Genomic DNA, 21,990 nt, shown 5'->3' on the forward strand with positions numbered 1-21,990 from the left:
GGCTTAACCCAGAACAACAGGGCACTTTCAATAATCCGGGGGGTTCCTGGATATTGAGTGGTCGCCATACGGTCAAGGTCAGTATCCCGAAGCCCGGCGGGATCACGCTTGCTGCCAACAATAAAACCGGTGCATTTACTATCGGTTGGGGCGCTGCCCCTGGAAATCCGGGTAAGTACCAACTGAGAGAGCGAAAAAACGCAGGGAGTTGGGCTACGGTTTATAGTGGTTCCGGCAGACAAACCTCGGTTTCCGGCCGCCTTTCCGGCGTGTACGAATATCAAGTCAGAGCCTGTTATGTGGCTTGTAGTGGTTATACTGCAAGCAAGGCGATCACCGTTGTCAGAACCCCAAGTGCCATTAACCTGCCCGGGTCTTCAACCAGTGGCAGCTTCACGGTTTCCTGGAATGCCGTATCCGGGCGCGACAGCTATATATTGCGGGAGCAGAGAAACGGTGGCAGTTGGTCTACGGTTTACACCGGCTCCTCAACCAGTAAGACCCTGTCTGGACGCTCAACCGGCACCTATCGGTATCAGGTTGCTGCCAAAAAAAATGGTGTAACCGGGAAATATAAAGCCTCCGATAACCTGATTGTTTCCAGGGCCCCCGGGGTCCCTGGCGGTTTCACTGTACCCTCGTCATCCGCAGATGGCATTTATGCGATTCGCTGGAATGCCGTTAGCGGAGATGGCGATATAACCTACCGAGTCGAGGAAACCGGTGAAACTTCCGCAAGTTGGACTCAAAGTGGGACATCCAGGTCATATACCAAAACGAAAAGCGGAACCTATTCCTACAGGGTCCGTGCATGCAGTACTTATTCGGGGGTTCGATCCTGTGGAAACTTTACTGGCTTCAAGCAGGTAAATACGGATTTTCCTGATTTCTTTATACAATCTCACCAGGGCGCGAAGGTGACACTGGTGTGGGATGCCGAATGGGCGGCAGGACAATATCTCGTGCTGTCCCGCAACAGCGAGCAATTGTTTCGGGCCGCCGGAGTGGAAAACGGCGTTTATATCGATACAGTGCCTGCCAGTGGTACCTATCACTATCGCCTGGAAAGTTATCGATGCCCTAGTAGTGAATGTTTCGATTTAGGGCGTGCAAGCGATTCAATTACTATCGTGCTGGCACCGGGCAAGCCGACAGTCTCTGCTCAGCACACCGTTTCCTATGATGGCAATACTGTTATTACCTCCAACAGCTCCGGGCCCATCAACACGGTGCGCTGGCAAAAACGCCAGAGTGGTAGCTGGCCAGGGGAGGGTAATTACTCCACCGCGGCAAGCCATTCCTTCCAAGTAGCCGGGCTGGGGGATGGAACATGGGAATTTCGCACCAAGAACTGTAACAGTGCCGGCTGTAGCAGCAGCTGGAGCAATCCGGTATCCCTTGAGGTGTGGAATCAGGTTATACCCACTAAACCGACCATAGAACCACTGCCCAACGATGATGACGGCGTTATTTCCCTGCGGTGGACGGATTTAAAAAACCAAGACGTCTATCAATACGAAATCTATCAGAACGGGCAATTAGCAAAAACCCTGGCCAGTGACCCGCAAACACCCAATGCGCCGCATACTTACACCCTTCCCAAGCGCAGTGATGGTAACTATACCTATACGGTCAAAGCCTTCAATTTACGTTGCTCACGTGAGAACAACTGCCCTACCAGCAGTGCCGTCAGTGTGATTGTTGCCGAGCGTCCAAGCCCTCCGGGAGAAGTCAAGCCATCTGCCACTTTTACCCGTACCGGTTTCATCAATCTCAACTGGGGGGCTGCCAGCGGCAATGTAAAATACTACGAAGTGATCCCCGGTAGCGCAAATGCATCTGATGGTCCCATTACCTGGTATGAAGGTGACAAGCGTGCCCATACGGATTTACAGAGCTTATCCCGGGACTATACCCTTAACGATGGTTTCCATGCCTTCAAAGTACGCGCCTGTAATCAGGTTTCCGCCTATGCCCCCTGTTCCGGAGACACCGTCTCCGACATCGTGGAGGTCGCAATATCCGAGCCGCCGGTGGCCATTGAAGTACCGCCACACAGGGAGACCGCACTGCCCAATACCGCTACTGGGGTATTGGCATCGGATCGGGTAGGCATCGTTGGCGGTGAGTTCCGGGTCACCGAATCCGGAGCGGCCAACTACACCGTTCCCATAATAACCGGCCCCGCCTCCGGCGGCGCCGTACCCTCAGTAGCACTGTCTTACAACAGTGAAAGGGGCAATGGCCTTCTGGGTATGGGGTGGAGCATCAGTGGTCTCTCCGCAATCACTGCCTGTCGCCGCACGCAGGAAGAGGACAATGTCAACGGCAGTGCCTTTGATCGGTATTGCCTGGATGGTCACCGCCTCAAACTGATCAGCGGTACTTTGGGTAGCGTAGGCTCGCTGTATCGACCCTCGCTGGATTCCTTTATACGTGTGAAACTGGTTTCCACCAATGTGGGCACTGGCAAAGGCTTCGAGGTTTATCGCAAGGATGGTTCCATCTCCTACTACGGCTTGAGCGAAGACGCCTATACCGCCAATGTCTGGCACTTGAATCGGCAAGAGGACAGCGCGGGTAACTATATTCAATACCGTTACCTGAAGGATGCGGATACTGGCGAACATGTGATTGACACTATTTATTATGCAGCCAATGCCAGTGATGCCCCACTCAACGAGATCCGGTTTGTTTATGACAGCAGCCGCAGTGACAAACTTTATGGCTATGCTTTTGGCGAAAGTAAATCCCTGACACGCCGTCTCACCTCCGTCACTTCTAAAGCCAATGGCACCGAGCTGCGCCGTTATGTACCCACGTATGAGACCGGTGCTACTGGCCGCCTGCGCATGGCGGCCATCGAGGAATGTGTTGGTGACAATTGTCGGCCATCGACCAGTTTTAAGTACACCGAGCTGACCGCAATGGGAGTTGGCGACGATGCACCCAATACGAGTTTGCTCTCCCGTAACTTTATAGGCGGTAAGGCTGGTGATATCAACGGTGACGGCATACAGGACCTGGTATGGATTAAATTATCGCCGGGAGATCCATGGACCAATGATGATGACCGCTATTATTTTCGTATTGCCCTGGGTGATGGCAATGGGGGCCTGAACCCACAGAATACGCAGATCCGCGCGCGCTCCAATGTCCACAAAGAATGGCATCTGGTGGACTACAACGATGATGGCAAAAGTGATTTGCTACACGTACCGGCAGGTAGTGGTAGCGCCTGGAAAGTGAATCTATCACTGGGTAGTGCCTTCTCCGGTACCGAGCTCACCACCGCAATTCCCTATGAGCCCGATCAAAAAGGCAATATGTATGATTTTAATGGGGATGGACTGCCGGATTATTTAAAAATTCAGGCCGATGACGGGATGTACGGTGATGAAGCAGAAGTGGCCGCTGTTGTCCGGCTCACGGAGCGGAAACCGGGTGGAGGTCTCCAGTTTGCCTCTGCAGAGACGACCCGGGAAATACTGAACCTGCCTGAGATTCCCTATCCCCCCGGTTATGACCGGCAGAGAGTTGCCATCTCAATTAGGGACAATGATATTGTCTCTGATTTGAACAATGACGGCATTGCGGATTTCAGTGCAATTGTAACCACCAAATGGATATGTGATCCCCCCCACTTTGAATGCCCAAACAATACGCCGGTTTTGATCTGGAACCATTTCGCCATTCTTATCTCATCCGGAACAGGCAGCCACAGTATCATCTTCCAGCAGCAAGAGCACTGGCAGGCTTTTAAATCAGAACAGCGTTTTGCAGATATTAACGGGGATGGCCTTGTAGATATGCTGTATCGCTCAGATGATGAATCCCAATGGGCTTTATATCATTTTACCGGCGATAATTTTGTTCGTGCCGGAACGCTGGCCTCCCAGGTCGATGAAGACCCTCTACTCTATGACTGGAATGATGATGGCCTTACAGATATTCTGTATCCAAAAGATGTCAGCGGCAGCTTTGGCACCCTGCATGTTCTTCTCAACACGCCCACCGGTTTTGGTAATTCCTTGAATACCGGCTTTGTCTGGGGTGTGCACGAGACCGACATCTTTCATTACACCTTGGACCTGGATGGCGATGGCCGTGGGGAAATTCTGGAAATCTGCTCGGAACTTGAGGACGTTACCTCGGGTAATCCCTGTGACAACCGGGTGCCGTTTGCAGAGAAGTACCTGCGCATTCTCAAGCCCAAGCACAAAAACAAGCCAATAGATGTATTGAGCCGTATTACCGATGGTTTCGGGGTGAAAACCGAGATCCGGTATGCCCGCCTGAATGACGCTTCCAGTAATGTTTACACCCACACCACGGGCGCCTCCGGGTTGGATTACGGTAATGGTTCGCCGGTATTCGATCTCTACTCCCCCATGTATGTGGTACAGAAGGCTACCTCGGATGCGCCGGCAGCCAACAATGACGCCAACACGGTAGAAGTGCACTATCACTACGCCAAGGGCCGCATACAGGGCGGGGGCCGCGGCTTTTTGGGCTTCGAGCAGGTCACCAGTTACGACCCGCAGAATCAGGTCAAGACCACCACTTACTATCGCCAGGACTACCCTTATATCGGCATGCCAGAGGAAACGGCCAAGGTCATCGAACCGAGCCTGGGCAATATTGCCGTTCCTGCTGCCTGTAGCGATACCAGCCAAATTTTGATCAGTTGCTCAGTGAACGAACTGGATGCGTTTGCGCCAACCGGTAAAACGGTTTTTCCCTATATTAGTAAGGCCATCGATAAATTGTACGAGCTTGATGGCACTTACCTCGGCAATAAAGCCACCCAGACCATTTACGACCGTGCCAAAACGGCCGACCTGCTGTATGGCAATGTCTCCGAGGTGATCGTTGAAAACTTCGATGCAGCCGGCAACCGCTTGCAAAACCAGACCACCACGAACAACTATAACAATGTGGTGGACAGCAACCGTTGGCACACGGGACGCTTAATCAAAAGCACGGTCACCACCGAGCGGTTCGGCAGGCTCGCAGCGCCCGCCATTACCCGCCAGGCAGACTTCGGCTACGATCCGATCACCGGATTGCTCACCGATGAATGGGTAGCAAAGGGCACCGGGCTCGAATTGCATACCCAATATCAACACGACCGCTTTGGCAATCGAACCTCTGTTAAAGTCACGGATGCCGTTGGCAACAGCCGCATGACCCAGACGCTTTACGATGGCTATGGCCGCTACGCGACCACCCGGATCAACGCCCTGAACCAGACCACCGCACAGCTGCAGGACTTCAATGCCTTCGGTGCAGCAGGGAAAGCACTGGATATCAGTGGCGTGGCCACCAGCCGCGCTTATTCACAATATGGCGATGCCTATTTTGAATATGTTGAAACCGGCAGCCACAGCACCACCCTGAAAACACTGTGCAGCGCGACCGTGACTTGTCCCACGGTGGCCGGTGTTCCTGCCCATTACAAATCTACCACGACCGGTATCGACCAGACCCGGGTTATCACCTATCACGACCGCCTGGGGCGGGAGGTTCGCAAACAGACACAGGGCTTCAACGGCAACCCGATCTATGTGGATACCCAATACGATGCGCAGTCGCGGGTCAAGGCGGTGTCGGAACCCCACACCGGCAGCAACCCGCGCTGGTCTTTCTACCACTATGATTTACTTGGCCGTACCACCCTGGTGGATGCACCGGACGGCCAGTGCGATGTTGCCACGGTTTACAATGAGCTTTCGATCACAGTGACCAATTGTGGCCAGAGTAAAACCACGCAAAACAATCTCCTCGGTGAGGCGGTTGAAATCACGGACGCTATCGGTGGCAAGCTGCAATACAGCTACTACGCTGACGGCCAGCTGAAAAACGTCAAGGTACTCGACAGCAGCGGCCTCCAGACGGCACTTACCAGTATCGAATACGACCAGTTGGGCCGCAAAGACAAAATGATCGACCCGGACAAGGGTACCTGGACCTACGGCTACACCGGTTTTGGCGAACTGCACTGGCAGAGGGATGCCAAGGCTCAGGGTACCGCCATGACCTACGACGCCCTGGGGCGTATGATCACCCGTGCGGATTACAAAAACTTCGACTCGCTCAGCCAAAATGGTGACCTGCAGCAGTTCGCCCGCTGGTACTACGATCAAGACCCGGGCTGCGATTCCCTCTACCGGTTCGATGGCAAACTGGTGGCCGTCGCCCAGGCGCCGGTGGCCATTCAGGGTGGCTGCAGCCCCAACCTGGAAGATCTCGGTCACCTCAAGTTACTGCATTACGACCAGTACGGTCGCCTGGGGGAAACCACCACTTCCCTGGGGTTGATCGGCGGTGACGGTGACTTCTTCGAAAAAGTCACCTACGACAAGTACAGCCGTGCTGTAAAAAACTTCGACGCCAGCAACCAGCAGGTGGGCCAACAGGGCGACTACCTCTATGGTGTGGAGACCGTTTACAACGCCTATGGCTACAAACAGGGCCTGCGCGACTTGCGGGCCCCGGTCGGAAGCGGTTTTTATTACACTGTGGAAGCTATGACCACCCATGGCCAGGTGAGGGAGGTCAGGCTGGGTAACGGTCTCACCACAACCTATCAGTACGATCCCCGGAGCCATCGTCTTACCGATATTCTCACCGATATTGCCCCCGGCATCGGTCAGATACAGAACCTGCACTATGATTGGTACACCATTGGCAACCTGATGTCGAAAACCGACCAGAGCGGCGATGGCAGCTACCAAAAAAGTCTGGAAGAAGTCTATCAGTACGACGATCTCAACCGCCTGCGCTACGCCTACCTCTATAACAGCGGAAGCCAGGCAGATGTACAGGAGGTCCGGTACGATAGCGGCGGTAACATCACCTTCAAGACCGGTGTGGGCAACTACAGCTACAATGGCCCACAGCCCCACGCCGTCACCAGCATCGGCAGCATCAGTTACCAGTACGACAACAATGGCAACCTGGTGGGTGACGGCAGCGGTCGAATCCTGCAATACAGCGTTTTCGACAAGCCCACCCTGATTGAAAAGGGCAGCCACAGTACCCGCCTTCTCTACGGCCCGGACCGCAACCGCTACAAGCGGGTGGATGACAACGGCAATGGCAGCGTCACCACCTTACAGCTCGGCGGTGTTGAAAAAGTCATTGAGCGGACCCGGAATGGCAGCTTTGTCAAAGCCTATTACCGCAGAAGTCTTGCCGGAGTGGCAATGGAAACTGTGAATCTGGATCAATCGGATCAGGTTACCGGCAGAGAGACCCGCTACCTGCTCAAGGACCTGCAAGGCAGCCTGGATGTGATTACCACCGAAGCCGGCCAGGTGGCAAAAGACCACTTGGGCAATAAGCTGGTCTATAGTTTTGACCCCTGGGGCAAGCGCAGGGCCCCGTTCTCCTGGGAACAGCTCGGCACACCGGAAAATATCATTGCCACACTTGGGGTGGGCAGCTTCAATCACCTCACCAGTAACCGGGGTTATACCGGCCACGAAATGCTCGACGCCGTGGGCCTGATACACATGAATGGTCGGGTTTACGACCCAACACTCTCAAGGTTTGTTTCCGCCGACCCCGTGATTGATGATGTGGCCAGTGTGCAGGGCTACAACCGCTACGCCTACGTGCACAATAACCCCCTCAGTTACACCGACCCCAGCGGCTACAGCAAGTGGACGCGTTTTCGGGACCGCTGGCTGAATGGCCGGGCCATACACTATAAACTGTCACAGAACCCTACACTGAACGCTGTAGTCCAGGTGGGCGTTTGTATAATGGCACAGGCCGCCTGCCCGGCGGTATTGGCTGGTTACAATGCCGTGCAGACCTACCAGGTTACCGGTAGCTGGGCGTTAGCTTTCAAAAACGGGGTCCTCGGGGGCATCTCCGCGGGCGCATTCGCGGGTATGCCGGGCGGCTGGAGTCCAACCGCATTTGCGTTGCGGGGCACGTTTGGCGGTGTACTGTCTGTGATTGGAGGCGGGAAGTTCGGGCACGGATTTGTATCGGCCGGTGTCGGCGGCGGGTTTGGCAAAGATACCCAACTGGCGACAAGGATGCTGGTGTCGGGGTCTATATCGGAGGCAACCGGGGGCAAATTTGCCAATGGGGCAGCGACCGCGGCCTTTGCAATGGCAATGGGTTCGATAGCTCGATCAGGAACACCGCCCACCGAAAAACCCAATATTACTGGGAGCGATAAAGTGGCGTTTGTGGGCGGTGCAGGGGATGGGAGCGGGTTGAGCGACCCTGTTGTCCAGGATAAGTACAAAGCATACATTGAAGAATATGGCGAAGAGAGTGCTAAGTATTTTGAATGGACTGACTCCGATGCTCTTTCAACCTATATTTCAGATCACAAAGGCAGGGTTACAGTTGTAGCTCATAGCTATGGTGCTGATACAGCTTCGCATATAGTTGCGGGTGGTTCACAAGTATACAAGTTGGTTACCGTTGATCCAGTTGGGTGGACTAGGCCCAGTATGCAGGCGATAGCAAACAATGCAGTGATTTGGAATAACTATGATTCAACTGGCGGTATGTGGTCACACCAGAGTAATTTCATAGCCACAGTTGGTGGTGCATGGAATTCTCGCCCTGATGGATATGCAACCAACCACACGGCTAGCTCTCTAGATCATATGTCCATCTGTATTAAATATTGCAGGCCATGATTATGACCAGAGTCCTATTTAGAATTCCTGCTCTAATTTTGCTGTCGTTCGGTCTTCTAGGTTGTATATCGACGATGCCCGGTGACCTTCGTTTTTCTGGGGTGGAGCTTATTGAGGTTCCTGAAGTAACTGGAAAAGAAATAGATCGTGGGCGATATACCTTGAGAAGTGGTTATATCCCGAGACTTATGGTGAAGCTGGCTTCTAAGGAAAATATTTTTTCTTTTGCCAAAAAAAAGGGGGTTCGTGTAAGCGCTAATGTTTATTTCTGTGAAAATCCGAATGAGGAAGTTTTATTGAAAAGAGGGGGTGTTTTTATAGGCGATAAATCGTTGGATGATCTTTTGCTGAGCAATGCACCAATAGATAGCCTGAACACTAATAGGTCTGGGGACTACATTTATATAATAAAAATTGGACTGTACTCCCCGGAAATTGACGGTGGCAGCATTACGCTAGAGGCTTTTGACCTTGTTAAAAATCCGCGAGATATATGTCTCTTTTTGGAGTTAAAGTCTATGCTTGGTGGCTACGAGTCTAAAACAGTAAAAATACCACAGAAAGAAATTAAAAAGGCCATTTCTCCAATCTTGTACCATGAAGGGGTCAAGTCTTGACATCACACATTGAAGAACCCCTAAAGCTGTTTCTATACAGCCACCAGTAAGAGACTTCCTGAGCCAACCGGTCGAAAAGTGGCGCCAAAGCCCCGGCAGTGCAACTTGCCGGGGTTTGTTGTTTTACCAACCTATTCAGCGGCCAACAGCAAACACCCCACCCGCACCCTAACACGCGGTCCGGGTTGCGGGGCCAATTTGAATTCCAATATAATCGACTATTGGAATCCGGGTCCTGTGGTCTTCTTACATCTCGCCTGTTTCCAGGCAAGCTCCCAAACACTGTGGATAAAGACTGCGTTATCATTCGCGGCCAGGAACCCCTGTACTCGCATCCGCACCCGATGGGTGGTGTAGAACAAAAATTAACCAGAAAAAGTGTTGCTCACCGTGAGCACCGCAGGACCGGCAATGTCGTTTACCAAATTTCTTTTACTCACTTTGGCCACCCTGATCAGCACGATGCTGGCCGGCTGTGATTCCGAGCAGTGGAATCGCCCCGCGGTCACGCTGGAGTCCATCCAGGTATTGACTGCCGAGGACGCCACCGACATCGGGGCCGAGGTGTCTTTGACCGTGGGCGACAGCCAGGCACTGATTGCCCTGGGCCGTTACAGCGACGGCAGCAGCGCCGATCTCACCGACAGCGTCAACTGGCGTAGCGACAATGCGGCCATCGCCGCTGTCGATGCCGATGGCAGGGTCGAGGCCCTCAGTCAGGGCCGCACCCGCATATCCGCCAGTTTAAACGGCATTACCAGCAATGCCGTCACCGTCGCCGTCACCGACCCGGTCTTGACCAGTATCCAGGTGACACCGGCGGTGGTGGAGCTGCCCAGGGGCAACAGCCAGCAATTCACCGCCCTGGGCCGCTATAACGATGGCAGCACCGCCGATCTCACCAACAGCGTCAATTGGGCCAGCGACGATACCGACATCGCCTCCGTGGATACCCTGGGCGAACTTAAGGCCGTGGCGATCGGCAGCACCACCGTCACGGCCAGCCTGGGCGATATTGTCAGCAATCGTGTGGCGGTCACCGTCACCAATGCCGTCCTGACCGCCATTCAGGTGACACCGCCAAGCGCCAGCCTGCCCAAGGGCAACAGCCGGCAACTCACCGCGCTGGGTACCTTTAGTGACGGCAGCACACTGGATCTTACCGACAGCGTCAGTTGGAGCAGCGACAGTACCGCCATCGCCACCGTAGACACCCTGGGTGAACTCACCGCAGTGGACCTGGGTAACACCACCATTTCTGCCAGCCGGGACGATGTTGTCAGTAATCGCGTGGCCATCACGGTGACCAGTGCCATTTTAACCGGCATTCAGGTCACACCGCCCAGCGCTAATCTGCCCAAAGGCAATACCCAACCGCTTGCCGCCCTGGGCACCTATAGCGATGGCACCACTGCGGATCTGACCAATAGCGTCGCCTGGACCAGTAGCGATACGGCGATTGCTGCCGTGGATAGCCAGGGTGCGCTGATTGCTGTCGACGAAGGCAATGCGACCATTTCTGCCAGCCAGGACGCTATCGTCAGTAATACGGTGACAGTGACCGTGTCCAGTGCCGTATTGACCGATATCCAGGTGACCCCGGCCGTGGTCAGTCTGCCCAAGGGCAACGCCCAGCAACTCACCGCCCTGGGCACCTATAGCGACGGCACCCGTGTCGATCTCACCGACAGTGTGGACTGGCATATTGGCGATACCGCCATTGCCACCCTGGATATGTTGGGTGAACTTGTGGCGGTGGGTGAAGGCAGCACCACGGCCTTTGCCAGTTCGGCGGGTATGGTGAGTAATACTGTGACGATCACGGTCACCGGCGCCGAGTTAACCAGTATCCAGGTGACCCCGGCCAGCGTCGACCTGGCCAAAGGCAATACCCAACAGCTCACCGCCCTGGGCCGCTACACCGACGGCAGCAGTGCCGATATCACCGACAGCGTCGACTGGCACAGCGACAATACCGCCGTCGCCACCCTGGACAGATCGGGGGAGCTCACGGCAGTGGAGGAAGGCAGTACCACGGCCTCTGCCAGTTGGGGTGACATTGTCAGCAATACCGTGACCGTCACCGTGAGCGGTGCCGTGTTAACTGCGATTCAAGTGACACCGCCCGCACCCAGCCTGGCCAAGGGCAACCGCCAGCAACTCACCGCCATGGGTACTTATAGCGACGGCAGCACCGATGATGTGACCAATGCAGTTGCCTGGAACAGTGGCGATACCGCGATTGCTACTGTGGATAGCCAGGGCGAGCTGACCGCGGTGGACGAAGGTGATACGACCATTTCTGCCAGTTGGGAGGGTATTGTCAGCAATACCGTGACAGTCACCGTGAGCGGTGCCGTGTTAACTGCGATTCAAGTGACACCGCCCGCACCCAGCCTGGCCAAGGGCAACCGCCAGCAGCTTACCGCCATGGGCACCTTCAGTGATGGCACGACGGCTGATCTCACTACTAGTGTTGCCTGGACCAGTAGCGATACCCATATTGCGACAGTCGATAGCAGTGGCCAACTGACGGCGGTAGACGAAGGCACCGCCACCGTGTCTGCCAGCAAGGAGGGGGTTGTTAGCAATACCGTAACAGTTATCGTCACCCCCGCCGTATTGACCGCGATTCAAGTAACGCCTGCCACCGTCGACCTGGCCAAAGGCAATGCCCAACAGCTCACCGCCCTGGGCCGCTACAGCGATGGCACTATCGTCACGCTCACCAGTGTCAACTGGCACAGTGGCGATACCGCTGTCGCCACTGTAGATATGGAGGGGCAACTCACAGCGGTGGAAGAGGGTAACACCACGGCCTATGCCCGTTTGGGCGGTATTGTCAGCAATACCGTGACGGTCAATGTCACCGGCGCCGTGTTAACCAGTATTCAGGTGACACCACCTGCGCCCAGCCTGGCCAAGGGCAATACGCAGCAATTGACCGCCCAGGGTACTTTTAGTGATGGCACTACCGCTGATTTAACCAGTAGTGTTGCCTGGATCAGTAGTGATACCGATATTGTTACGGTGGATAGCAGTGGCCAACTGACGGCGGTAGACGAAGGCACCGCCACCGTGTCTGCCAGCAAGGAGGGGATTGTTAGTAATACCGCCACAGTCACCATCACCGGTGCGGTATTAACCGCGATTCAGGTCACGCCGGCCAGCAATAGTCTGGCCAAGGGCACCACGCAACAGCTCACCGCCCAGGGTACCTTTAGTGACGGTACTACGGCGGATTTGACTGATAGCGTTAGTTGGAGCAGTAGCGATACCCATATTGTTACGGTGGATAGCGGGGGCCAACTGACCGCGGTAGACGAAGGCAGCGCGACCGTGTCCACCAGTAAAGATGGGGTTGCCGGCAACCCGGTGGCAGTTACGGTTACCCCCGCGGCGTTAACCGGTCTCCAAGTGATACCGGCGAGCGCCAGCCTGGCCCTGGGCAGCAGCGAGCCGCTCTTCGCCGAGGGCACCTTTAGTGATGGCACTACGGCTAATGTGACCGACAGTGTGAGCTGGAGCAGTGACGATACGGCGATTGCCCGCGTAGATACTCAGGGCAAACTGATAGCAACGGGTCTGGGCAATACGACGGTGTCTGCCAGCCAGGATGGCATTGTCAGTAATACTGTGGCGGTCACAGTCACCGCTGCCGTATTAACCGCCATCCAGGTGACACCGTCCACGGTCAGCCTGGCCAGGGGCAACCGCTTGCAATTAAGCGCCCAGGGTACCTTTAGCAATGGCAGTACCGCCGATATCACCAGCAGTGCCAACTGGAATAGCGATGACAACGCCATTGCCACCGTAGATAGCCAGGGTGAAGTCACTGCTGTGGGCGTGGGTGGCACGACGGTGTCCGCCAGTCAGGATGGGATTGTCAGCAATACGGTGACGCTCACTGTGCCTTCCCTGGAGAAGGTGCAGGATGTCACGTTGAATTTTGAGGCCGTCAAGCGTTTTCGTTTTGACTGGACCGAGGTTGCCGGCGCTAGCCATTACCGGCTATTGGAAAACCCCGATGGTATTTCCGGCTTTAGCCCGGTTGGCGAAGAGGTGACAACGGGTACTCTGCCACTGGAGGTGCCCCTCTACGCCCGTACCAATGCGCAATATATCCTGCAAGCTTGTGCCGGCCGGGGTGCTGGGGAGCTGTGTATCGACTCGGATCCCGTCTCGGTCAGCGGCACCCTGGTGGGCAGTATCGGCTACTTTAAGGCCAGCAATACGGACAGGCGTGACGGGTTTGGTTCCTCTGTGAGCCTGAGTGCCGACGGTCGTACCCTGGCCGTGGGGGCATCCCGTGAAAGCAGCAATGCTGTGGGTATTAACCCGGCTGGTCAGAGCAACAACGCTGCCGTTAATGCCGGCGCTGTGTATCTATTTGTTCAACAGGACGGCAGCTGGGTCCAGGAAGCCTATATAAAGGCCAGCAATACGGATACAGGCGATAGCTTTGGTGGGGCTGTGAGCCTAAGTGCCGATGGCAATACCCTGGCGGTGGGGGCATTTGGTGAACAGAGCAATGCCACTGGGGTCAACGGCACTGGCCAGGAGGTTAACCCGTTTCCAGCTGCCGGCGCCGTCTACACCTTTACCCGCGATGATGATGGCTGGGTCCAGCAGGCCTATATCAAGCCCAGTAATACGGATGCCGGCATGAGTTTTGGTAGTTCCCTGAGTCTGAGCGCCGATGGCAATACCCTGGCGGTGGGGGCGGCCGGTGAAGACAATCAGGCCACTGGGGTCAGCAGCCAGGGGCCGCGCAATGGCGGCGCCCGCGACTCTGGCGCTGTGTATGTGTTTGCCCAAAATAACGGTATCTGGGCCGAGCAGGCCTATATCAAGGCCAGCAATAGCGAGGCAAATGATCTGTTTGGTCGTGCTGTGAGTCTGAGCGCCGATGGTAATACCCTGGCGGTGGGGGCCAACGGTGAAGACAGCCCCGCCACCGGGGTGAATGGCAACCAAGGCAATGATTTTCGCCAAACGCAAACGAGCGGTGCTGTCTATCTATTTAGCCGCGATGCTGTGACTGGCTGGGATCAGGAGGCCTATATCAAGGCCAGCAATACCGGTGAGGCGGACTTTTTTGGTACGAGCGTCAGTCTGAGCGCCGATGGCAACACCCTGGCGGTGGGGGCTGAGGGTGAAGACAGTAATGTCATCGGAATCGATGCAGACCAACAAAATAATAATGCCTTCAGATCCGGTGCTGTCTATGTGTTTAGTCGCGATGCTGTGATTGGTTGGGATCAGCGGGCCTATATCAAGGCCAGCAATACGGATACAGACGATGGCTTTGGTGCGGCTGTGAGCCTGAGCGCCGATGGTAACACCCTGGCGGTGCGGGCAATCAAGGAAGACAGCCGCACCACCGGAGTCAATGCTAATTCACTAAATAATGCTGCCTCCAGGTCCGGTGCTGTCTATGTGTTTCGTCGCAACGCGGGCAGCTGGTTCGAGCAGGCCTATGTCAAGGCCAGCAATACGGACATCGGCGACGAATTTGGTAGTTCGGTCAGTTTAAGCGGAGACGGCAATACCCTGGCCGTGGGTGCACCCGATGAAGACAGCGATGCCACCGGAATCGGTAATGATCAGAGCAATAGTGCTGATGATCCTTTTGATTATAATGCTGGCGCCGTCTATGTGTACTGAGTCTGGAGGCTTACCAGTGCAAGGGGCAGTTAGTGTCAAAACACCGATCCGGGCGGCGGGCAACCGCCCGGATTGCCCGGCCATCACCCAGGTGCGCGGGTCGAATAACACGGACTTATGCCGCGTCTACCACGCCTGCCAGACCTGCAACCCAAATTTCCATAACTCTTGTTAGACGCTCACTGCCGGAATCATCGTCCGCAGGCAGGTTGCCGCGGAAATTCCCGCACCCAGCAACAGTGTATGCGCTATCAACATCGGTCCTTGCAGATAAACACCGTTGTGAGCCGCCAAAAACGGCTCCGCACACCTCAGGCAAGTGGAGATCATTGACACCACGCAGACCGTGCCCTCCACGGAAAAGCGGGAGTCATGGGGATTACAGACGATTACAGCCACAAACTCTGCTATGGCCCAAATGATAGACTCGGGAAACACCTTTGAACGGGCAAGTGGAACATAGGCCATGCCAATTGCCGGGGTATCGCCATAGCGCACCGGCAGGGGAGGCTTTTACCAGGCGATTCAACAGGCCCTGGGTATTTCATAAACAAAGTAACACTTTAGGCTAGAGGAGTGCCGGGTAACCAAAATAGCATTGACAAAATATCCAATCTTGCCTTGTGGTTGCACCAGGCAGAAATGCGCGAGCAACAAGAACAAAAGAAGAGAAGACAGTAGTAAGAGAACAAGATGATGAGCGGTTCAAGATATTTTCAGAATAAATTCAGCATGCTATGGCTTGCTGTTTTTTTTGCAGTAGTGACAGCAGGTTGTGAGAAAAGGGATCAGCAAGACTCAAACGCCGGGCAGGACTTGATCGATAAGCAACTGAATTCTGAAGTGCGCGAATTGGTTACCTCCATGGGTTTGAGTGGTGACCCCGCAGCAGGGCGCAACCTCCCGGTTGTTGACGACCCTGTTGTCCAATTGGGGATGAAGTTGTTTTTCTCCAAGGCATTAGGCGGGGATATGGATGTGGCCTGTGTCAGCTGCCATCATCCTGTACTGGGTGGTGGTGATAATTTGTCGCTGCCCGTTGGGGTTGACGCTGAGATTGAGGATCTTTTGGGTCCGGGCCGATTTCACAGCATGGCCGGAGAACACTTTGATGGTGGCCCAACCGTCCCCAGAAACGCACCGTCCACCTTTAATATTGGTTTGTGGGACCAGGTGTTGTTTCACGATGGCCGGGTTGAAAGCCTGGGGAAAACGCCAGGCGTTAACGGTGATGACAATAGGGGCATCCGCACACCGGATGTGCGTTTTGGTGAAGCAGACCCCAAGGCGGGGGACAATCTCACGGTTGCACAAGCGCGATTCCCGGTGACTTCGCCAGAAGAAATGAAAGACTTTGGCCTGATGGCCGGCACCACCAATGCCGAAGTGCGCGCGTTTCTGGCGCAGCGTATTGGCGGCTATGGCACACCACCGGGCGGGGCATTGTTGCCAAACGAATGGCTGTTTGAATTTCAAACGGCCTTCAACGCTGTCGGGGGCAGCGCAGAAGAACTCATCACCTTTGAAAATATCACCAAAGCCATAGCCGCTTATGAGCAATCCCAGGTATTTGTAGAGACACCCTGGAAGGCCTATGTGCAAGGTGACAGCTCAGCCATCAGCAATAGTGCCAAACGCGGTGCATTGGTTTTCTTTCGCAGTGTCGACGAGGGCGGGGCCGATTGCGCTTCATGCCACTCGGGCGATTTCTTTACTGATGAGCAGTTCCATGTGGTGGCTATGCCGCAGATAGGTCGCGGTAAAGGGGATGGCGTGTATGGCGATGAGGATTTTGGCCGCTTCAGAGAAACCGGGGATGAGCAGGACAGATATGCCTTCCGCACACCGACACTGCTCAACACCACGGCGACCGGCCCCTGGGGGCATGCCGGGGCATATACAACGTTGGAAAACGCGGTGCGCCACCATTTGAATCCGCAGGCGGCATTGGACGGATATGATTGGACACAGCTGGATGCAACGATTCAGGCAGCCAATATGCTGGAAAATACCCAACTGGCAATCAACACGCTTCTGCAGAATCGTGCCGAGGGCCTCCCAAGTCTGCAAGATGTGGATTTGAATAATCAGCAATTCGACGACTTGATGGCGTTTTTAGCGACATTGACAGATCCCTGTATTGCGGACCGCGCATGTATTGGCCAGTGGATTCCGGATGCGGAGGATACCAATCCGGATGGGTTGCGTGTAGAGGCCATCGATGAGAACAGCAACCCCCTGTAATCTCCAATGCTGTACCGGTCACCCAGGGTGCGTGGGGATGACCATCCCCACGCCATCAAGAGCGGCTGATGACCTCCTGCAGAGTACCGAGCATCAGCAGTTGCATATTGGTATTGCCAGTTTCTTCATGTGTTGAAAAACCCGGCAGAGAAACTGTTTTTGGCGATCTGATCATTTGCTGTAATCTTGTTTGGACTCTGGCTGGCCGGTGGCCGGGGTGTCGCATTCATTACTTTGCTGAAGGATTGCCATAAACAATGATTCATACAATGCGGTCATACATCTGGGTTATTCTATTTCTACTGCTTGGCTGGACCCAGGCCTTCGCGGAGGAGCCAAAGTATCTGAGATTGATGGACAGGCTTGATCGCGCAAACGATGGGTACTGTTTCGATGTGCAGGGGGTTAGGGGCCATTTTCGGGCAGACAAGCCGCTTGTTGCACATAACTGCAAGGAAGGAGCCGCACCCGATGGGCTGGTGGAACATAATAAAGACAACATGTTGTTCTTCCCGGCTTTCAACCAATGCGTCACCGCTATGGGAACCGGAACTACGGTATTGCCTGGTACCAGCTTGATGCTGAAACCCTGTGTAGAACACGGGGTATTCGCCAGCCCTTCCATGCAAAAGCAATTTACATTTAATCACAATAAACAACTGGAACTTGGCGACTCCAATCTTTGTGTGGTTGTTGGCAACCGGTCGGCTCAAACGTTGAGCAGCCGGGACCGGTGGAGAACCCTGTTTTTGGATGATTGCGACAAGATTCCACTGGAGCGATCACAGTGGGAACTCATTGCGCCGTGACACAGCTGAGAGAGTGGTTCAGGCAGGCCGTTGCGATCAGGTCGGCCCGCCCCTGTGTACTTTATATCGGTCTCACACCTTGTGGCGGAAGCCAGAGGGCCACACCGGGCGCTTCAGGGCTCGCGCGCCGGGATCAGCGCTTAACGCTCAAATGAGCCGGCAAAACCTGACCGAAACCTGAAAATAGGCGTCTGACTTGACGATATCCACCTCCCAGTCGTATTGAGCCGAGATCTTTTCAACCAGCCTGAGTCCAAGGCCAAATCCGGAATTATGCCCGCTGGCTACGGCGTGATGCCTGTTTACTATTCGAATGGAATCGGCCTCTTGATGGATCACTATGGTTCCTTCGTATACGTGCTGAAAAGCATTGCCAACCAGGTTTCTCAACAGGATAAGACACGGCATTAGGGGGAGTGAGGTTTCATAGGGGCTGGTGTTGATTTGTATCGATACCGGCTTTCCCCTGGTCAGGTACTGCATTTCGGAGGCCACCTGGGTAACCAGTGCCTCAAGGTCAATGATCTCCGGGGCAATGGGCTGGTTGTCGCCACGGCTCAGCCAGAGAAAAGTGTCCACCAGGCGTGACATGGTGGTAGTGGCAAAATCCAGGCGGCTGAGTGCAATATCCAGCTTGTCTGGATAATGGAGGTCGAGCTTCTTTAACAAGTCAACATTGCTCTTCATGACAGCCAATGGAGATCGCAGCTCATGGCTTGAGAACTCAAGAAATTCTTTTTCCCTGTCGATACTCTCCTGCCTTCTGGTCAGGCTGTCAGTGATAATTTCAGCGATATCTGAAATTTCCTTGTAGCGAAATTTTGGGTAGGATGTCTTTTTATCCGTAATATTTTTAGCAGAAATTTCCTGAGCCCAGGCTTTAAGGGATTCCAGCGGCGACACGATGGTTCTCAGGATAAATAGCAGGAAAACAGCAAAAATTGCCGAGAAAAATATACTGAGTAATAACAGTCTCCAGTAGACAGAGACACTGAGGTTGCCGATCATGATTTCGGTTTTGTGCCAGTCAACCCGCTTGCCAACATAGACTTTATCCCCTAATTTATTCCGTGTGAGTAATACATAATAAAGTTTGTCGGGAGCATGAAGTAATGGCGTATCAGCCTTGAACTTGACCATATCGCCTTCTGCCGATGGGAGCTTTCCCGCATGTTGTTTGAAGTCTTCCGGAAAATGATTCCAATCTTTGCGGATATAAATCTCGAACTGGGTTGTATTCCCGGATTCGTCTTGACTGGCAGCATCCTCAAGAAAGGTTTTGGTGGCGGTTGCAGTCCCCTCTTTGAAATAATCGAACATCAATACAAAGAATATCCGCGACATGACCAGGCAGGCGAGAATACAGGTAACCGTAAAAACGACATTGAGGCGGGTCCTAATTTTCATAGGCGGGCTTCACGACATAACCTGAGGGTTTGATTGTGTGGACCAGCGGAGCTTGCTCCGGCTGGTCGACCTGCTTTCGTATATGATGGATATGGACTTTCAGGTTATTGACCTCTGTATCATTGTCCCCCCAAACTGAGTGGATCAAGACTTGTTTACTGACTACCCTGGGGCTTGCCCGCATGAGTATTTCGAGCAGTTTAAAAGCGGTAGGGGAAAGTTTTAGGACACGCTCCCCGCGGCTGGCGATATTCTGGTCCAGATCCAGGGTGAGGTCCCCGACGGATATCTTTGTGGTTTGTCCGCTCACTCTGCCGCTCAAGGCACGAATTCGTGCAACCAGTTCATCCATGGCAAAGGGTTTGACCAGGTAATCATCCGTTCCCGCTCGAAAACCGTTCAATTTGTCATCCAGCTTGTCTTTCGCGGTGAGCATAATGATCGGGGTGGTATTGCCGCTGGCGCGCAGTTGTTTGCAAACATGCAAACCATCTATACGGGGCAGGTTGATATCCAGAACGATGACCTGATAGCTGTTCGCGCGAATCAGATCAAGGGCATTGACACCATCGCTAGCGTAGTCGCAGACAATATTTTCGATTTCCAGATAATCGATGATGGTACTTGCCAAAGCACGGTCATCTTCAACCACAATCACTGTCATGTGTGAACTCCTGTGCAATAGCGATTTGCCAGATACGATATCAATGGGTTTTTCCCACAATTTTCTCACAGTCTGTTGCGAATATATCTTTCGGTGCTATCTACCTGGACATACCCTGCGCAAAAGGTTACTGACTGTTGCTTCCATAAACCCATTGCCTTAATCGGAAAATCCACGGTCACTCGCCACAGATACCCGGATTCATTCCCGGAGGACAGTTACAGTTACCAATCGCTAGGCTATCTGCTGATAGATGTCCATAAGACCATATTTTTTCACAATAATTTTCCGGCAGCAGGGATAGGGCCTATCAGTGCTGGAACCATTTGGCCTAAAATTTCCCAGAGCTTTGCCAAACAGAGAGTAAAACCACTTGTTCCAGGGAACAGGGTTCTCGAAATGGGATTTTGCAGAAACCTGTTCCCGAACTCATACCACGCACGTATCCGCTGATCAGGTCCTGATATCCCGTCGCCGGAGAATTTGACCAAATCCGGGCTTACCCCGGCAGCCGTGCGCAGCCCGAGAGAGCATGTTCCAGACCAGTACCGGCTTGTTGGTTCAGTGCCCCCACTGGGGGCATTCACAAGAGCCCTATCGTCTATCCCAGCAGAAAAACCTGGGTTTTTTTCCTTTTCAAGGTCTAACCACGTTCATCGATACACAGAGACGCACCGAAAGGCACCTTCGCCAGGGAAGGTTCCATCCAATCCAGATAAAGCGAGGGATTTTGTGCAGCTATAGGGTAAAAGTCGATTTTATTTCTTTCATCATCACCTCAAAATAGGGATTGAATGTCAGGCGCGCATGGATCTTGCCCGGTTCGTTATAGCCCCATGCGCTGTACCAAACTTCGCCACCGCTGCGACAATCATTGCCGGCCCCCTCAGCCTCTTGCCCATTGTGGCAAATACGCTCGCTGCCATGGATTCCGTAGTAGGGGTTATCCGGAGAAAAGAGCATACCCATGTGGGACATATTGCTGATCCGCAGGGCGGGAACCCTGCTGTCAATAAAAAGGGTGCGCGCATCTGCCAAGTCTGGCGGTGAGGTGCCAAACCACATAAACCGGCTTTGCGGATGGGTAAAATGCTCAACAAACAGTCTGTGTATTTCTGCACTGTGCAGGACACTGTCGTGTTCGCTCAGCGCTATAAACACCGGCCGCCGGAACTTTTCCCTGCTGAGGCTGGATAAAGTTTTGGCACTGGTTTTATAGTACTGGGAAAACCCGTTGGTGGGCATACTGGCGTAACGGGTATAGTTTGTGAGCCTTTCGGGGTCCGGCACAAACAGCCAGGGCTTGAAGCGGCTGAGCAGCGGTGTCAACCTTGCCAGCGGCTGGCCGGATTGAAATCCCGGTGAAAACAGTATCAGGCCCTTGATCAACGGATCTGCAGCCGCTTCAAGATATGCCAGATTGCCTCCGGTCGAAAATCCTCCCAGATACACTTCCTCAACATCAGCTTTTAGCAGCGCAACCTGTCGGCGGACCTCCTGTTGCCAGCTATCGTGATCGGCAATAAGCAAATCTGCGGGCCGGGTTCCATGGCCGGACAGCAACAGGGTGCGCACCAGGAAGCCATGCCGGCTCAATGACCCGGCAATATCCACAAAGGACCAGGGCGAATCCCCGAGCCCGTGGACCAGCAGTACACCGCGTGTCGGTTGCAGGGGCTGGTCCGGGAAGCGTTCGAACGGCAGGTTGGCGGTGATTTCCGCCTGCACATCCCCGGTGAGGAAGTATCGGTGCCTTGCCAGTAGTTGTTCAGTTTGTGCGATGTATTGCTCGAAGGAACTGTAGTCGGTGACGGGACTTGCCCCCGACGGGGTCAATAGCGGGTGTGCAGGGAGGCCACGGCAGCTCACCAGAAAGGGGATCAGACAGAACCCAAGGATGTATAGTCGCATCA

The 21,990-nt window shown here is 54.1% G+C and carries 8 protein-coding genes; 5 read left to right on the top strand and 3 right to left on the bottom strand.

Going from position 1 to position 21,990, the window contains the following annotated elements:
- Positions 1–53 precede the first annotated feature (53 nt).
- The 5 genes from M8T91_RS01715 to M8T91_RS01735 all read left to right on the top strand — a co-directional run bounded on the left by M8T91_RS01715 (position 54) and on the right by M8T91_RS01735 (position 18,006).
- Complete coding sequence (locus tag M8T91_RS01715; protein ID WP_301416224.1) at positions 54–8,669, top strand: RHS repeat-associated core domain-containing protein; 8,616 nt, start codon at positions 54–56, stop codon at positions 8,667–8,669.
- Between the two features lie 2 nt (positions 8,670–8,671).
- Positions 8,672–9,286 carry a hypothetical protein gene (locus M8T91_RS01720; RefSeq protein WP_301416226.1) on the top strand — a complete coding sequence of 205 codons (615 nt, stop codon included), beginning with the start codon at positions 8,672–8,674 and terminating at the stop codon, positions 9,284–9,286.
- Positions 9,287–9,697: 411 nt separating this feature from the next.
- Positions 9,698–14,953: an Ig-like domain-containing protein gene (locus M8T91_RS01725; protein WP_301416228.1), complete on the top strand. Its 5,256-nt coding sequence runs from the start codon at positions 9,698–9,700 to the stop codon at positions 14,951–14,953.
- A gap of 816 nt (positions 14,954–15,769) precedes the next feature.
- Positions 15,770–17,197 carry a cytochrome-c peroxidase gene (locus M8T91_RS01730; RefSeq protein ID WP_301416230.1) on the top strand — a complete coding sequence of 476 codons (1,428 nt, stop codon included), beginning with the start codon at positions 15,770–15,772 and terminating at the stop codon, positions 17,195–17,197.
- A gap of 269 nt (positions 17,198–17,466) precedes the next feature.
- Positions 17,467–18,006 carry a hypothetical protein gene (locus M8T91_RS01735; protein ID WP_301416232.1) on the top strand — a complete coding sequence of 180 codons (540 nt, stop codon included), beginning with the start codon at positions 17,467–17,469 and terminating at the stop codon, positions 18,004–18,006.
- 147 nt (positions 18,007–18,153) lie between these two features.
- Here M8T91_RS01735 and M8T91_RS01740 read toward each other — a convergent pair whose 3' ends face one another.
- The 3 genes from M8T91_RS01740 to M8T91_RS01750 form a co-directional block, all read right to left on the bottom strand.
- Complete coding sequence (locus M8T91_RS01740; RefSeq protein WP_301416233.1) at positions 18,154–19,413, bottom strand: sensor histidine kinase; 1,260 nt, start codon at positions 19,411–19,413, stop codon at positions 18,154–18,156.
- Positions 19,403–20,077: a response regulator transcription factor gene (locus M8T91_RS01745; protein ID WP_301416235.1), complete on the bottom strand. Its 675-nt coding sequence runs from the start codon at positions 20,075–20,077 to the stop codon at positions 19,403–19,405. Before M8T91_RS01745 ends, M8T91_RS01740 begins: the two co-directional genes overlap by 11 nt.
- Positions 20,078–20,815: 738 nt before the next feature.
- Positions 20,816–21,988, bottom strand: coding sequence for an alpha/beta hydrolase (locus M8T91_RS01750; RefSeq protein ID WP_301416236.1), 1,173 nt, complete (start codon positions 21,986–21,988; stop codon positions 20,816–20,818).
- Positions 21,989–21,990: the final 2 nt, after the last annotated feature.

It is taken from the genome of Microbulbifer sp. MI-G (genome assembly GCF_030440425.1).
In the GTDB taxonomy this organism is placed as follows: Bacteria; Pseudomonadota; Gammaproteobacteria; order Pseudomonadales; family Cellvibrionaceae; genus Microbulbifer; species Microbulbifer spongiae.

Coding starts and splice junctions, on each gene's coding strand:
- M8T91_RS01720 (WP_301416226.1), top strand. CDS start 8,672: ATGACCAGAGTCCTATTTAGAATTCCTGCTCTAATTTTGCTGTCGTTC.
- M8T91_RS01725 (WP_301416228.1), top strand. CDS start 9,698: ATGTCGTTTACCAAATTTCTTTTACTCACTTTGGCCACCCTGATCAGC.
- M8T91_RS01735 (WP_301416232.1), top strand. CDS start 17,467: ATGCGGTCATACATCTGGGTTATTCTATTTCTACTGCTTGGCTGGACC.
- M8T91_RS01740 (WP_301416233.1), bottom strand. CDS start 19,413: ATGAAAATTAGGACCCGCCTCAATGTCGTTTTTACGGTTACCTGTATT.
- M8T91_RS01745 (WP_301416235.1), bottom strand. CDS start 20,077: ATGACAGTGATTGTGGTTGAAGATGACCGTGCTTTGGCAAGTACCATC.
- M8T91_RS01750 (WP_301416236.1), bottom strand. CDS start 21,988: ATGCGACTATACATCCTTGGGTTCTGTCTGATCCCCTTTCTGGTGAGC.